We start from the raw sequence: 13,689 nt of genomic DNA on the forward strand, positions 1-13,689 counted from the left end.
CTAAGGTTGTCTAAGACTACGTGAACAGAATAGTTATCCATTTGGATATCTGTCAAGGGTGGAGATTTCCAATTGAGAAATACTGGCGAGCGCCTTCGACAAGAGCGTATGCGATTGGATATGTCGCAAGAGGCCTTTGGCGCCGCTGGAGGGGTGAAAAAGGTGGCCCAATCCAACTACGAAACGGGCAAGCGTTACCCTGACAGCCAATATCTCGAACGGATATCCAGCCTGGGGGTGGATATCCAATACGTGATCTCTGGAATCCGTTCGGATAACAGCTCATCACCTATCTTCTCTGGCTCCGAGGGGAGCCCCGATCATCACGGCATTCCGATGTACGACATCGAAGCTGCAGCGGGAGCAGGGCGATCCCTTGACCAGGAGCCCATCGAGGGCATCTTCTACTTCCCTACCGACCAGCTGAACGATCAGGGGCTAGTGCCGGATAAGGTGGTGGGCATCAAGGTCCGCGGCGACTCGATGGAAAGCACCTTGAGTGATGGCGACTGGGTACTGGTTGACCGAAGCAGCACCGATCCTCGTCACGAAGGCGTGTTTCTGCTGCTGGTCAGTGGCGAGCGACGCATCAAACGCGTACAGCGCCTGGCAGGTGGCGCGCTGTACTTGATCAGCGATAACGATCACTACCAGCCCGAGATGATCCGGCCCGAGCAGATGCGCGAGGTCGAGATCCTGGGGCGGTGCGAGGTGCGGATCGGCAAGATTTTCTAGCCGTGGGCGCGTTGTTGCATTAATGCGTTATCGCGACAACCGCGCCTGATATAACCCAAGGCCCCGAAAGAGGGTCGTTTTTACGCAAGGAGAAGGGAATGAGTAATACGGATATGGACGCCAACAACGGCAAGGGAGCACCCACGAAAGCTGTCTGGATCTTGCTGGTTATCGCCTGGATCTGCTTTCTGGTGCCGTTTCCAGGTCTCGGGCTGTTTTTGGGCGCACCTCTCAACTTTGTGGCATTTATCATCGCGATTGTCGTCATCACTCGCGGCAAGACGGCGGTCGGTATCACCCAGCTGATTCTGACCCTCGTAGTATCCCCCATCGTCTACTTCATTGGACTGGCGATATTTGGTGCTGCACTGGATAGCTCGCAGCCTGAGAAGGAAGCGTTTGATTATGGGCAACTCAGCCCGGCACCCATCGTCTCTCTCGTCTGATGCTCACTGGGGGGAATATGAAATATCAACTGATTCTGGCTGTCGGACTTTCCGCTCTTTCTGGAATGGCGTTGGCGTCGGGAATCCCACGCTTTGACGTCGAAGGGCATTGCGAGCAGGTCGCGTCCGTTGGTGGCTCTAGCAACATGCTTTACAACAGCTGTATCGACATGGAGCAACAGGCTTACGACAATCTGAAGCCGGCTTGGTCCAACCTCCCTGGCAACATTCAGAGTCACTGTACGGATGTTTCCAGCGTGGGCGGCCCTGGTAGCTATTCCCTGCTGGAAAGCTGCGTGCAGATGGAGACCGAGGCTGCGAATAACAGAGAATCCTTCAGTTTTGATTGAAGGATGTTCCAGAGAGTTATCTATATTGGCCCGGCGCTGCCGGGCCTCTCCATCTTGATACTATTTTTTAGGTGTTTCAGTAATTATGTCCGAAAAAACATATGACAAAACCGTCCTTTTTTTTGATGCGGCACGTTTCTCCACTGTTCGCGGGGTTAAGAAAGGGGGAAAGCCTGTAAGGTTTAGATGCTCGCACTCACTTGCAGATCTAATTGAAATGATAAAACCCTATGTGGGCGCTTCTGAGAGTAGAAAGCAATTAGCGTCTGGGTTGTTGGAAATTTACCTTGCGGACATACAGGAAGATGATGATTTCTATCATTTGCTTATAAATTGCACGAATGCCACTGGCGCTCATCATGTCTCACGGGACATATCAAGCGGAGAAGTAAACTCTTTGACTTACCAGCCAGAGGAAGGCCCTAATACTTCATCGCATGTTTTGATTAGAAAGTCAGAAGACTCAAGCAATAGAAACTTGCTTCTTGTTGAGAGGGCTGGGAATCTTACCATTTCCAGACTTATCAGTCTAATAAATGAAACTATATGGCAATATGTCAAGAAAAACAAGGAAAACTTCTTGATCAAGCATCCGCTAGGTGAAAAGAATAAGAAGGGTGAGGTGAAAAAGGTTAAAAAGGTCCCAAAAGTCGAGCTGCATGCATATGCAGCAGATCATTTTTTTTCAGACATGGAGAACGGTTATGTAGATAGCATTGTCCTTTTGTCCGGTATGAAAAAGGTGGCAGGAATGGATGTTGAGCCTCCTGATATCTTCAAGACTTGGCAGATCAGTGTTGACGTTTCACCACTAAAAAACTGCTCCCCCAAGGATTACTTTAAAGATGTATTTGGTAAGGGAGCAGAGTTTGACATGGAAAAAGTCAGAGTCAAGTTTAGGGATGAAACCGGAGCTGGCCATACAAAGTATATTGATATTGGCGCTATCTCATTGGATGACTATGATTTTTACACGCTGACCAGGCGCATCAGCTTTTCGTTTCGCCCTAGAATGTCATATAATAAAGTTCAAAATAGTTTTATTGAAAAAATGACCACCCTGGTGCATCATGAAGACCTATAGCTATATCCTTTATCAGCTATCAAGACCTTTTGCTTATATGCTTATTAAGCATGAAGATAAGCATATTTATGATTGGGTGATTCCAACAATAGTGACGGTTGCTATTTCTTTCTTTTCTTTTGTTTTTAGTGTGAGTCTTGTTAGTCTGGTTAAATATTCAGTGGAGCTAACTTCTTTTGTTAACTCCCTCCCCGGATTTTTTATTGCCGCACTAGCAGCGGTTGCAACATTTAATCGCAAAGATATTGATAAAGAAATGGATGGACCAGATCCTCCTACTGTTTCAACGAGGATAGGAGATGAGAACATACCTGTTCCTTTGACAAGGCGACGTTTTCTTTGCATGCTTTTTTCATACCTAACAATCATAAGTATATTTATTTCTATTTATGGCGTAATCCCTGATGCTTTTGGGTTTATTGATAATGAGAAAGGCATCTTAACTGCCCCCCCTTTTTCTGTGTCACTTTACCTGCTGGTGTTCTGCTTCTCCTTTATGCAACTGGTGGTTTCTACCATGTATGGTCTTTATTATTTAGGTGATCGAGTTCACTATTAAAACATGTGTGGTCGTTTTGCTTTCTATAGCCCGTACCCTGGCTCGCCCGGACTCTTCGCCTGTGGTGGAGCTAGGGGCTCAGCGTCGTTTAGGCGGCATTCTCGGCCACACGTCGCTTACGGCATCACTGCCGATTACTGTTTCCAGCTCTTCCAGCCTATCTTGGCAAAAGCGTAGCCCGCACTGCCAGACGACGAGCGTCCTCCAGCCGGCATCGATCAGCTCGCCTCGTTGCCTCCAGTCACGCTCGATATTTCGCTCGAACTTGGCTTTCCAGAAGTCGACATGCGATTTCGGCATGCCGGCATAGGCACAGCCCGGGTGGCGGTGCCAGTAGCAGCCGTGTACGAAGATGGCGAGTCGATACTTCGGCAGTACCAGGTCCGGTGTGCCCGGTAGGTCTTTGCGGTGGAGGCGAAAACGAAAGCCGCGCCGGTGCAAGTAGCGGCGCAGGGCCATTTCGGGGCCAGTGTGTTTGCCGCCGACCGAGGCCATGATCCTGGAGCGAGTTCGGCTGTCGACGTGGTCGATCAATTTTCCGCTTTTGTCGAATGGGTGCCCGAGCTAGGCTCGGGCTGATTGTTAATCGAACCTAGAGTACGTTGAAAGGTCTTCTTTCGTTATATCGCTTGAGGGTACGAGTGTGTAGTGCTTTTCTTTGACCACATTGACTTCATTGTCCCCAAGCATAAGCTCGAAAATCGCTATTCGGTTGTTATCCATGAATTGTGCCGAGACGGCACGACAAACTAGGTCCGGATACTGTGCTTTGCAAAACGATATGTCTTGTATCGTTTGGACGACCCCGTGTTTGTCTTTACCACCTTTAGCCTGAGTGGGGATGATGAACTGTTGCCCATGCTGGTTGACGCCGACATAGACTTCGTCGATTTCTATCTGACCTACTTCTTGCACAAAAGTACGAAGGTGGTTCTGCAAGGAGTAAGCGGTTACGCCCAAGAATACGTCGATCAGGCGGTTATAACGTACTTTCGCCAACAGAGCCTGTTCGTCGCCTAGAGCGTAAGCAGAGATTATCTCAGGCGTCGAGTCCGGTATTTTTATTGTGAGTAGGTCACTTCTGGGCTCGATTTTACTGAGCTTGAATTGGAGGAATCTATATTTGGCTTTTCCAGCACCAAGAATAATCCATTCCAGCCCCGGCTCTGCTGTCGAGGTGATGTTCTCCGGCAGGTCGTAGCGATAACGAAAGTTATAAAGAACGTCGCCGACATTCTTCGGGAGCTTTATGTCTAGCTCAGCCGCCGTTTCCTCGAACTCTTCCCGGTGGAATACGAACTCTTTCAAGCCAGGCTCATAGTGATTGTCGAAGACCTTGGCTATGATCGCTTGATAGCGATTGGGTTTGCGTCCTTTCTTCTCATCCGACATCGGCTTTGTCCCTTACCACCGTTTTCGGTGTGCCTTTGCGCGTTCTCTGGGCGATGGTGTCATGCGGTACGCCGAAGTATCCGGCTGCATCTCCCATGTCCATGTAAAGAAACTCGGCTGCGTTGAGCTCGAGCTTTTTCCTCGGTTTCTTAGGCGTTTCGCCCAGGGCTTGCATGATCTGGCCGGCCACCGCTCTACCGAACAAGGGGGGGACGCTGTTGCCGATCTGGCGAAAGCCGTGCCACTTGGTCGAGTGCAGGCGGAACCAATCCGGGAACGAGTGCAAGCGTGCCGCTTCGCGCACCGTGATTACGCGAGCGAGGCTCGGGTGTATCGGCCGAGGCGAGGTGAATGCCCCTCGAGCGCTGTCCGTGCCGGCGCGGAGGGTGTTGCACAACCCGCCCGGATCGAGCTTTCGGAACCGGCTCACGGGCTCGGTTTTGCCCGGCTCCGTGGAGGCGAAGCGGCTTTTCGAGAGATCGGTGTGCTCCGTGCGCAGGCTCGACGACAGTAGGTCGGGATCGTGAATGCGAGGATAGCTGTAGTCGCCTGGGTCGCGTTCGAGGCCGCGCAGCCGACGTCCGTATGTCGACTCTGTGGTCCATTCGGTACGCACGGCGTCTGTCGCCTTCAAGTCCTCGAAGGTGTTGGCGTCGGGGAGATCGCCGATAGCATCCCAGACGGTAGCGCCTTCTTTCAGCGGCTCCGGATATGTGGGTGCCGGCAGGCCTTTCCGTACACCTACCAGGAATAGGCGTTGGCGGGACTGCGGAACACCGTAGTCTGCAGCGTTCAGCACCCGGTAAGGCATGACGACATCGTAACCGGCTTCGCTCAGCGCCGAGATCATTGCATCGAGGAATTTACGATGCTTCCCCAGCGTCAGCCCTTTGACGTTCTCGAAGACGCAATATTTCGGCTTGAGCTCTTCAACCAACCGAACATAGTGCGATGCCAGCTGATTGCGAGGGTCATCCAGCACCCTCTTGCCGATCAAAGAGAAGCCCTGACAGGGGGCGCCGCCGAAGACTACGTCGACTTCTCGGTCTCCGATCTCGGCCCGCTTGCGTATTTCGTCCCCCGTCACATCGACGACACTGGCGCAGATCGCCTTCGAGTGAGGGAAATTGTATTCGTGCGTCGCACAGTGGATAGGGTCGATCTCGACTGCCGCGGCTACGTCGAAGCCGGCTTGTTCGAAGCCGAGCGACATGCCGCCCGCGCCGGCGAATAAGTCGATGCCTATGGGGCGTTTGCTGGAATTCTTCATCGATCCGAAGACTCACTCTCAAATCCTGCGGCGGTCGCTCTGCAAGGCGACACAGCCGATAGCCCGCGGTGGGGCGCTTTGGTTCCGTATGGGGCAGTTACTATACCGATCCGTCCCCGTCAATGCAGTCTCTGTCGCTCGGCTGTTTGGTCTGCATGGCGGTGCCTCTTGCTAGATACTGTCTCTTTATACAGTATTAAGCAGCAGCACGCCCTTAGGCAAACGCTAATATTCACAAATGCCGGGGGCACAGGCGGCCGAGCCCGATATGGCACGACTGAGAAAGCAACGGAACTGGCAGGGACGATATGCGACTGAACTACCTGGGCCCGGCGGTGCTGGGCCTCGACCACCCGGCGCTGGAAGGCTACGACCCGAGGCACTTCAAACCAACCTGCTATCTGGTGGAGGTGAGCGAGGATGCTGGCGTGAATGGCCCGCTGATGGAAGGCGACCTGTTAGTGGTCGACGAGCAGAAACCCGCCCAGCATGCCGACCTAGTGGTTGTAGAGCTGGATGGCGAGCAGCGGCTATTCAACAGTCATCGAATCGGTGGGAGGATGCGCCTGGTGCCTACCGCCGGGCCGCGGGAGTCGATCTGGGCCCGACAGTCTGATATCAGGGGGGTGGTAGTTAGCCAGGCGAGACGGTACGGGTTTTGACCTGGCTCGCTGATGGTTAACCGATCAGGTTCATCGCTTTCACGGGTATATGATGTCAGCAATCGCTTACAACGTTTTCCGCTCCACGCTTACGGCATAGCCTGTTGGCATCAACCACGCTGTCACTGTGTGTTGCCTGCAGTATGCGGCTCGGCCCTGAGCCAGCTCCTCTTCGAGTCGCCGACCATCCCGCAGCACACTAGGAAGCGCTCCCCCACGGATGGGGGAGCGCTTCCACATTTCTGCTCTTTCAGCCGGCTTTCACCTCGCAGCGAATCCGGGTGATGTAGCCGTTGTCGTCGAGGATGTCTTCGACGTCGGTGATCAGCCAATCGGTGCCGTCGATCTGGGGCTTCCAGCCGACCAGGGTCAACGGGGATTCGGCGATGAGGTCGGCGCGGCCGTGGGCCATGGTGAGTTCGAACAGGGCCTCGCGGCGCTGGATGCGTTGCCATTCTGACCGGGCTTCGTCCATGGCGTCGGCTTCGGTGGCGAAGACGGCGCGCAGTTCCTTGAGCTTTTCGGTACCGCCGGCGACGACTTCCTGGCGTTTCGCCTTGCGTGGGTCGTTCCAGAAGGCCTTGACGCCGGTGTAGCTCTCGGCGTCGCGCGAGGTGCGGCTGTAGCGGTGCCGGTCGCCGTCCTTGCGGGTGATGGTGAGGCCACCCAGGGAAGCGCCGCTGGCGGCCTTGCCGTCGCCGGCGGGGGTGAACAGTAGGCGGCCGCTCTTGATGGTGGCCACGGCGTCGTAACGCTTGCCCAGCCGGGTGAGGAAGTTGATGTCGCTTTCGTCGGTCTGGTCGATATGTGGCAGGGGGATTGAGGCCAGCTCGCCGCCGATGACGGGCGATAGCCCGTTACGGCCGGCGATGGCGCCGATGATATCGCCGAGTTTCTGGGTCGGGTCGTGCCAGCTCTGGGTGCGCTTCTTGGGGAGCTGCTCACCCATGTCGGCAGCGCGGGCGCGGATGGTCAGCTTGTCGGGGCTGCCGGAATGTTCGACCTCGTCGACGTGGTAGGTGCCGCGATCGATCAGGCCTTCGTCCTTCCAGCCGATGGCGACGCTGAGCATGGCACCGCTGGGCGGAATGGCCAGCTCGCCGTCGTGGTCGGTCAGGGTGATGTCGAGCTGGTCGGATTCCTGGTCGCGCTGGGCCTTGATGCGCAGGGAAGTGAGCCGGCCGTTGAGCTTGGGGGTGATGTCCTGCCCGGCGAGGGTGACGCGGTAGCTGGGACGATGATAGGGCACTGGCATCAGGCGTAGGCTCCTTGCAGCACGGCCTGGCTGTAGAGGGTGATATCCCCCATGGCGGCCGCGCCGGCCTGGTCGTCGACGTGCTCGAGGGTCATCGAGAATTCGATCTTGGCCGGGGCGCCGTCACGGAACATGGCACTGCTGGTCTCGTCGATGCCGGTGACGACGAACAGGCCGTATTGGCGGCCGCTACCCTCAACCAGTGGCCAGGCCTTGCCCTTGTCGGCCATGTCGCGGATCTGGTCGAGGTTGGAGCGGCCGCCGGTGAACTCGGGATACAGCGTGCCCGAGAGGGTGATGGTGTCGCTGCCCACGCCGACGAACTGGTAGGCCGGTCGCTCGCCCACGCGGGACTGCGAGGGGTGGCGCCACTCGGTGCGGCGTTGCAGTTGCTGATACGGCACGCTGCGAGTCTCGAACACGAACATGCCCAGGGCCATCAACATGGTGATCTCCTATTCTCGGTCCCAGAGGGATGAGCGCCCCCGGGCGCTGGCGTCGCGCTGGGCGTCGTCCAGGGCGCGCTGCACTTCGCGGGCAACGTGCTGGGCCAGCTGTTGTTCATCCATGCCGGGGGCGGCGTTGACGTTGATGTTGATATCACCCATCGAGACGCCGCCGGTGCCGGCGTTCATGCCCCCGGCAGTCAGCGGTGGGCGGTTGTCGATCTGGATGGGCTGGGTGTCGGCCTCGATGGGCGGCACCTCGGGCCGGGCGACTTGCAGCCCCGAGAGGTCGGGCCGTTGATAAGGGACGCTGCCCAGGTCCGGCAGTTCCGGCCGCTGGATGGCCAGCGCGGGCATGGTATCCAGTTGAGGCGGCCGGATGCGCAACGAGGGCAGCTCGCCGAGCTGTGGGAGCGTCGGCGATTCGGCGGTGACCTTCAGGGCCGGCAGCTCAGGCAGTCGCGGCAGCTCGATGCGTGGGGACTGCAGGGTGCCGAGGTCCGGCAATGTGGGCGCGTCGGCTGCCACCCGTAGGGCCGGCATTTCCGGCAGGCGTGGCACTTCGATGCCCGGGGCCTGAAGGGTACCGAGGTTCGGCAGTGTGGGTGCGTCGGCCGCCACTCGCAAGGCCGGCATTTCCGGCAGCCGTGGCAGTTGGATGCCCGGGGCCTGCAGGGTGCCGAGGTCTGGCAGAGTCGGGCCATCGGCGAGCATCTGCAGGGCGGGCAGCTCGGGCAGTGCCGGCGTTTCGATGTGGGGCGCCTGCAGGGTACCGAGGTCCGGCAACGTGGGCGCGTCGGCCGTCACTCGCAAGGCCGGCATTTCCGTCAGCCGTGGCAGTTGGATGTCCGGGGCCTGCAGGGTGCCGAGTTCGGGCAGGGCCGGGGCATCGGCGAGCATCTGCAGGGCGGGCAGTTCCGGCAGTGCCGGTGTCTCGATGCGGGGCGCCTGCAGGGTGCCGAGGTCCGGCAGTGTGGGCGCGTCGGTCGCCACTTGCAGGGCGGGTAGCTCCGGCAGGTGTGGCGCCTCGATCCGTGGGGCTTGCAGGGTGCCAAGATCTGGCAGTGCCGGGGCGTCTACAGCCACTCGCTGGGCAGGCAACTCCGGCGGCACCGGTGGTGTGGCGGTGGCCACGTTGGGCAGCGTCAGCGCGCCCAGGGTGAGGCCGGCACCGGCCCGGCGCAGCTGGTCGCCGAAGCGGTCGATCTGGCGGAGTGGACTTTTTTCGCCGGCGGCGAGGCCCTGGCGCAGCCCTTCCATGACCTGGCCACCGATGTCGCGGAAAACGCGCGACGGGCTGTTGATATCGAGCTTATCGCGGGCGAATGCCACGATGCCATCGGCCATTTCACCGGCCTGGCCGGCCACGGCACCGGCGCCCTGGCGGATGCCGTCGCCCAGGCCCCGGGCCACGTCTTTGCCGGCCTGCAGAGTGCCGGCGGCGGCCCCCTTGGTGGCGTTCCAGGCGGCCTTGGCGCCGTCCTTCACGCCCTGGCCGATGTTGCCGGCGATCTCGCGCCCGGTGGCGGCGGCACTGCCGATGGCGTTCTTCATCCAGCCGGCAATGCTGGAGGCCAGGCCGACGACCTTTTCGCGCAGTGAGCCGACCAGGTTGGCGATGCCGTTGATGATGCCCTGGACAATGTCGCCGCCAAACCCGGTGAACACGCGGGACGGGCTGTTGATGCCCAACACGCCCTTGAACCAGCTGATGACGCTGCGCGCCATGCCGGTGATCTTCTGGCGTAGGGTGCCGAGCATGTTACCAATGCCGCCGATCAGGCCGTCGATGATTGCCGCGCCCAGGCTGGAGAATCGCTGAGGCACTTGGACACCGAGCTTGTCCAGGGTGGCGGTGATGCCACGCCAGAGCATGCCGAAGGGCGACCAGTCGATCAGCAGGTGGATGACGCCGGTGAGGCCGCCATCGAAGGCGGTGCGGACTTCCTGCCAGCCGGCTGCCAAGCCGCGCTTGAGGTTGCCGAACAAGCCTTGCATGAGGTCAATACCGAGCCCAGCGAAGCTGGCGACCAAGCGGGGGAAGAAGGTAACGATGTTGACCAACCATTTACCGAAGCGCTGACCGGCGGACGTTGCTGAGTCGAGTTGCTCTCCCGTCGCCTTCATCGGCGATAGTAGGTTGGTTACCCACTGCCACACTGCCCCAAGTGCGTCGGCCACCGTGTTCCAGACTGGCGCCAGTGGTTCCAGGACCTTTCCCAGGGCGGCAAATGCTGGCTGGATCGCAGCCACCAGCGGCGCGAAGGCCTCACGGATCTCTTTGAAGACGCCGGAGAAAAACGCACTGATCGGCTGCCAGTACTTGTAGATCAGCAGCGCCGCACCGGCGATGGCCGTGACGACCAAGCCGATGGGGTTGAGCAGCAGCGCCCGCCCCACGGTGGCCATGATCCTCCCCACCCAGAGCAGCCCCTTGCCCAGGGCGGGCAGGATGCGGCTGGTGAAGGCATAGATCTTGCCGCCCAGGCCTCCGGTCTGGATGCCCAGCATGGCCAGCCCGTAGCGCACGGTGACGATGGGGCCGAGCAACGACGCGACCATGATGGTCAGGGCACCGCCGACGGCAACCAGCCCGGCGATGCCGGCGGCGGCGGTGGCCAACTGGGCGGTCAGCTCGGGGTTGGCTTTCATCCACTCACCGACGGCGCGGGTGATGGCGGTGACGTTCTGGATGAGGTCGCGCAGGGGGCCTTCGTTGGTATCGGTCAGGGTGATGCCGATTTCCTGCCAGGCACTGTTCAGCGATTTGAGATCGCCACCGATGTTGTCTTCCATGGTGCGCGCCATGCGGGCGTTTTCGCCGGCGGCGACTTCCAGTTTAGCGATCAGCTCATCGAGGGCCCCGGTGCTCATCTGGCTGACCAACTCGGCCATGCCCGAGCCGGCCTCGGCGCCGAAGATCTTCTGCAGGGCGGCCTTGCGCTCGACGTTGCCGAGTTCCTTGGTGGCGTCGTTGAGGTCGCGCAGGATCTCGGGCATGGCGCGCATGTTGCCCTGGGCGTCGGCCACCTTGATGCCCAGTTGGTCGATGATGCCAGCGGCCTCGGCGGTGGGCTCGGTGAGGCGGTTCATCATGGCGCGCATGGTGGTACCGGCCTGGCTGCCCTGGATGCCGACGTTGCCGAGCATGCCGGCCATGGCGCTGGCTTGCTCGAGGGTGATATCGAGTCCTTCGACTCCGCCCAGGTACTTGACGGTATTGCCGAGTTTCTCGAGATCCACGTTGGCCCGGCTGGCGGTGGCCGAGAGGATGTCGGCCACGCGGGTCATGGCGCCGTCCTGCTCGAGGTCGATCTTGAAGGTGCCGGCGATGTTGGAGGCAATATCCGCCGTGCGGCCGAGCTCGGTGTTGTTGGCGATGGCCAGGTCGAGCACGTCGCCCATCGAGGATTTGATGGCCTCGGCACTCATGCCGGCACGCAGCAGGAATTCTTGGCCGGCGCCGACTTCGTTGGCACTGAAGGCGGTGGAGCCACCCAGCTCGCGGGATTGTTGCTTGAGGGCTTTCAGGCGCGGGTCGTCATCCTCGAATCGCCCGACGGCCTGAACGGCGCTCATCTGCTCGCCCCAGGCGACGCCAGGGGTGAGCATGCGGGCGCCGCCGTACAGTGCCGCGCCGCCGGTGGCCAGGCCGGTCATGCCGGCGCTGCGCATGTTGTTGGCTCGACCGATACCGCGCTGGTACTGGTCGGCCGCGCGCTGCGCCTGCCGCTGGGCATCGGCGAGCCTGCCCAGTTTCTGGCGCTGCTGGTCGATGTCGTCGGTGGTACTGCGAACCTTGCGGCCGAGTTCACGCTCGGCATCCGAGAGCTTGCCCGTCATGCCGTGGGTCTCGCGTAGTCCCTGGCGTAGGCGGCGGGCCTTATCGGTCTGGTCGGAATACTTGCGCGAGAGCTCCCGGGCTTTCTTGATCGCCTGGTCGCGCTCGCGATTGAGGGCGGCGGTGTCGCCCTCGGTGTGGCGGATCTGTTGCGACAGCGCCTTGACCCGCTCCTGCTGCTCTTTCAGCGCATTGCCGCTTTCGCTGGCCTGGCGCTTCATGGCCTTGAAGGCTTTCAGGTCCTTCTGAGCGCGTTCGAGTTGCTTGAGCTGTTGGCGGCTGGCCTTGAGGGCCTCGGCAGTTTTCTCGCTGCCCTCGGTGATCTTGCGCAGCGGCTTGGTGGCGTTATTGACGGCGTTGAGAACGACTTGAAGCTTGAGATCGCGCGCCATGTCCGGCTCCGTCAGCGGCGCCGCTGCGCTTGCGCGCGCGTTCGCGCCAGTCCATCAGTTCGCGCAGGGTGAAATCTGCGCAGTCGGCAGGGGACCAGTGGAAGACGGTGGCCAGGTCGGCCATGGCGTCTTCCACCTGGTCGGGCAGGCTCAGGCGGTGTCGCCCTTGGCCTGCCTCGTCAGCAAAAAACCGGCCACTTCGCTACCACACTGGACCAGGTCGGCCGGGTCCATCTCGCGTACCTCGGGCTCGGTGAGCGCGGGCGCGGACAGGCGCGGGATCAACTTGATCAGGGCGTCGGTCTGCATCTGCAGCACGTCGGTCAGGGCGATGCCGCGCAGCTCGCCGCTGCGTGGCTTGCGCAGGGTGAGGCTGTCGATGACTTGCTCGCCACGCTTGATGGGGGTTTCGAGTTCGACCTTGCCGGTGACGGGCTGGGTTTTCTCGGCGGTTTTATCGGTCATGGGGTGTAGCTCCTGGTCGGGTCAAAACAGGCCACGGGCCGCAAAGAGCAGGGCGGCCAGGCCGAAGAGTGAAGCGCCCATCAGGGCGGCGATGGCGAGGAGGAAACCGGCTCGGTCTGCACCTTTAGGTGTCACGTTATGCCCCCTGCAGCACGGCGATAATGTCAGGCAGCCGCCAGGCGATGGCCGTGGCGGACAGGGCGAGACAGCAGGCGATGAAGGCGGCCACGGTGCGCCAGAGGCCACATACTTGTCGCTGCATGATTTCATGAGCTATAGCCCCAGAGCGGCGCGGCGCTCGGCCAGGCGGTCCTCGCCGTTGACCTTGAACACGTAGCCGGGAATATCGACCTCGATCACCGTGCTGCCGTTGATGATCAGCTTGTAGTAGCTGAGCGTGCTGGTGACGGAGTGTTCGGTGTTCTCGCCCGACTGGGCGTCGCCCATGTCGATCTCGGTGTGGCGGCCGCGCATGACGACCTCGACCGGCACCACTTCCTGGTCGTCGTCGCTTTCGTAGCTACCGGTCATGCGCAGCAGGTCGGCGTCGATGCGGCTGGTGCCGTAGTTGTCGAACATGGCGGCGATCAGGCCGCCGACGGTCCATTCGCAGGTCATCAGGCCGTCGATGCCCATATCGATGCCGACGGTGCCTTCCATGCCGCCGCCGCGCCATTCCTCGATCTTGCGCGAGAGCGTGGGCAAGGTGACGGACTGGATCTGGCCCTGCCAGGAGTCGCCGTTGGCGAACAGGTTCAGGTCCTTGAGTTTCTTGGGGAGTGCCATGGGTCA

Annotated in this window: 16 protein-coding genes; 6 read left to right on the forward strand and 10 right to left on the reverse strand. The window is 59.9% G+C overall.

The annotated features are described in order from the left end of the window. The first annotated feature begins 72 nt into the window (after positions 1–72). From LU493_RS06125 to LU493_RS06145, 5 genes are all read left to right on the forward strand, one after another. Complete coding sequence (locus LU493_RS06125) at positions 73–735, forward strand: XRE family transcriptional regulator (protein WP_275286905.1); 663 nt, start codon at positions 73–75, stop codon at positions 733–735. Between the two features lie 98 nt (positions 736–833). After that, positions 834–1,181, forward strand: a complete 348-nt coding sequence (locus tag LU493_RS06130) for a hypothetical protein (protein ID WP_275286906.1) — start codon at positions 834–836, stop codon at positions 1,179–1,181. 17 nt (positions 1,182–1,198) lie between these two features. Then, positions 1,199–1,531 (forward strand): hypothetical protein, encoded by a 333-nt coding sequence (locus tag LU493_RS06135; RefSeq protein WP_275286907.1) that lies wholly within the window; start codon positions 1,199–1,201, stop codon positions 1,529–1,531. A gap of 85 nt (positions 1,532–1,616) precedes the next feature. After that, positions 1,617–2,615 (forward strand): hypothetical protein, encoded by a 999-nt coding sequence (locus LU493_RS06140; protein ID WP_275286908.1) that lies wholly within the window; start codon positions 1,617–1,619, stop codon positions 2,613–2,615. Continuing rightward, positions 2,602–3,174, forward strand: coding sequence for a hypothetical protein (locus tag LU493_RS06145; protein ID WP_275286909.1), 573 nt, complete (start codon positions 2,602–2,604; stop codon positions 3,172–3,174). Before LU493_RS06140 ends, LU493_RS06145 begins: the two co-directional genes overlap by 14 nt. Before the next feature lie 78 nt (positions 3,175–3,252). On the opposite strand, the gene LU493_RS06150 is transcribed toward LU493_RS06145, so the two are convergent. Genes LU493_RS06150 through LU493_RS06160 form a run of 3 tightly spaced genes read right to left on the reverse strand, consistent with a single transcriptional unit; the run spans position 3,253 to position 5,836 of the window. Then, positions 3,253–3,708: a very short patch repair endonuclease gene (locus LU493_RS06150; RefSeq protein ID WP_275286910.1), complete on the reverse strand. Its 456-nt coding sequence runs from the start codon at positions 3,706–3,708 to the stop codon at positions 3,253–3,255. A 48-nt stretch (positions 3,709–3,756) separates the two neighbouring features. Next, positions 3,757–4,566 (reverse strand): hypothetical protein, encoded by an 810-nt coding sequence (locus tag LU493_RS06155; RefSeq protein WP_275286911.1) that lies wholly within the window; start codon positions 4,564–4,566, stop codon positions 3,757–3,759. Continuing rightward, the gene (locus tag LU493_RS06160; RefSeq protein WP_275286912.1) at positions 4,556–5,836 is read right to left on the reverse strand and encodes a DNA cytosine methyltransferase; all 1,281 of its coding nucleotides are present in this window, start codon (positions 5,834–5,836) and stop codon (positions 4,556–4,558) included. The genes LU493_RS06155 and LU493_RS06160 overlap by 11 nt, the downstream gene beginning before the upstream one ends. A 308-nt stretch (positions 5,837–6,144) precedes the next feature. Here LU493_RS06160 and LU493_RS06165 point away from each other — a divergent pair, with 308 nt between their 5' ends. Then, positions 6,145–6,498, forward strand: a complete 354-nt coding sequence (locus LU493_RS06165; protein WP_275286913.1) for a LexA family protein — start codon at positions 6,145–6,147, stop codon at positions 6,496–6,498. 250 nt (positions 6,499–6,748) lie between these two features. Here the strand turns inward: LU493_RS06165 and LU493_RS06170 are convergent, their stop codons facing one another. The 7 genes from LU493_RS06170 to LU493_RS06200 all read right to left on the reverse strand — a co-directional run bounded on the left by LU493_RS06170 (position 6,749) and on the right by LU493_RS06200 (position 13,683). After that, positions 6,749–7,753 carry a contractile injection system protein, VgrG/Pvc8 family gene (locus LU493_RS06170; RefSeq protein ID WP_275286914.1) on the reverse strand — a complete coding sequence of 335 codons (1,005 nt, stop codon included), beginning with the start codon at positions 7,751–7,753 and terminating at the stop codon, positions 6,749–6,751. Continuing rightward, a complete protein-coding gene (locus LU493_RS06175; protein ID WP_275286915.1) occupies positions 7,753–8,199 on the reverse strand; it encodes a phage tail protein in 447 nt (148 codons plus the stop codon). The genes LU493_RS06170 and LU493_RS06175 overlap by 1 nt, the downstream gene beginning before the upstream one ends. Before the next feature lie 9 nt (positions 8,200–8,208). Further along, the gene (locus LU493_RS06180; protein ID WP_275286916.1) at positions 8,209–12,432 is read right to left on the reverse strand and encodes a phage tail tape measure protein; all 4,224 of its coding nucleotides are present in this window, start codon (positions 12,430–12,432) and stop codon (positions 8,209–8,211) included. Then, positions 12,386–12,556, reverse strand: a complete 171-nt coding sequence (locus tag LU493_RS20025; RefSeq protein ID WP_275286917.1) for a GpE family phage tail protein — start codon at positions 12,554–12,556, stop codon at positions 12,386–12,388. The genes LU493_RS06180 and LU493_RS20025 overlap by 47 nt, the downstream gene beginning before the upstream one ends. A 26-nt stretch (positions 12,557–12,582) precedes the next feature. Beyond that, positions 12,583–12,897, reverse strand: a complete 315-nt coding sequence (locus LU493_RS06190) for a phage tail assembly protein (RefSeq protein ID WP_275286918.1) — start codon at positions 12,895–12,897, stop codon at positions 12,583–12,585. A gap of 136 nt (positions 12,898–13,033) precedes the next feature. Then, on the reverse strand, positions 13,034–13,159 hold the full coding sequence (locus LU493_RS06195; protein ID WP_275286919.1) for a hypothetical protein: 126 nt from the start codon (positions 13,157–13,159) through the stop codon (positions 13,034–13,036). An 11-nt stretch (positions 13,160–13,170) separates the two neighbouring features. After that, a complete protein-coding gene (locus LU493_RS06200) occupies positions 13,171–13,683 on the reverse strand; it encodes a phage major tail tube protein (RefSeq protein ID WP_275286920.1) in 513 nt (170 codons plus the stop codon). Between the last annotated feature and the right edge of the window lie 6 nt (positions 13,684–13,689).

The sequence above is a fragment of the Halomonas elongata genome, from assembly GCF_029081005.1.
GTDB lineage: Bacteria > Pseudomonadota > Gammaproteobacteria > Pseudomonadales > Halomonadaceae > Halomonas > Halomonas elongata_B.

What these genes read in the sequence shown, in the direction of transcription:
- LU493_RS06195 (WP_275286919.1), bottom strand. Translation starts at nt 13,159, where the DNA reads ATGCAGCGACAAGTATGTGGCCTCTGGCGCACCGTGGCCGCCTTCATC.
- LU493_RS20025 (WP_275286917.1), bottom strand. Translation starts at nt 12,556, where the DNA reads ATGGCCGACCTGGCCACCGTCTTCCACTGGTCCCCTGCCGACTGCGCA.
- LU493_RS06180 (WP_275286916.1), bottom strand. Translation starts at nt 12,432, where the DNA reads ATGGCGCGCGATCTCAAGCTTCAAGTCGTTCTCAACGCCGTCAATAAC.
- LU493_RS06190 (WP_275286918.1), bottom strand. Translation starts at nt 12,897, where the DNA reads ATGACCGATAAAACCGCCGAGAAAACCCAGCCCGTCACCGGCAAGGTC.
- LU493_RS06145 (WP_275286909.1), top strand. Translation starts at nt 2,602, where the DNA reads ATGAAGACCTATAGCTATATCCTTTATCAGCTATCAAGACCTTTTGCT.
- LU493_RS06165 (WP_275286913.1), top strand. Translation starts at nt 6,145, where the DNA reads ATGCGACTGAACTACCTGGGCCCGGCGGTGCTGGGCCTCGACCACCCG.
- LU493_RS06200 (WP_275286920.1), bottom strand. Translation starts at nt 13,683, where the DNA reads ATGGCACTCCCCAAGAAACTCAAGGACCTGAACCTGTTCGCCAACGGC.
- LU493_RS06160 (WP_275286912.1), bottom strand. Translation starts at nt 5,836, where the DNA reads ATGAAGAATTCCAGCAAACGCCCCATAGGCATCGACTTATTCGCCGGC.
- LU493_RS06135 (WP_275286907.1), top strand. Translation starts at nt 1,199, where the DNA reads ATGAAATATCAACTGATTCTGGCTGTCGGACTTTCCGCTCTTTCTGGA.
- LU493_RS06130 (WP_275286906.1), top strand. Translation starts at nt 834, where the DNA reads ATGAGTAATACGGATATGGACGCCAACAACGGCAAGGGAGCACCCACG.
- LU493_RS06170 (WP_275286914.1), bottom strand. Translation starts at nt 7,753, where the DNA reads ATGCCAGTGCCCTATCATCGTCCCAGCTACCGCGTCACCCTCGCCGGG.
- LU493_RS06155 (WP_275286911.1), bottom strand. Translation starts at nt 4,566, where the DNA reads ATGTCGGATGAGAAGAAAGGACGCAAACCCAATCGCTATCAAGCGATC.
- LU493_RS06175 (WP_275286915.1), bottom strand. Translation starts at nt 8,199, where the DNA reads ATGTTGATGGCCCTGGGCATGTTCGTGTTCGAGACTCGCAGCGTGCCG.
- LU493_RS06140 (WP_275286908.1), top strand. Translation starts at nt 1,617, where the DNA reads ATGTCCGAAAAAACATATGACAAAACCGTCCTTTTTTTTGATGCGGCA.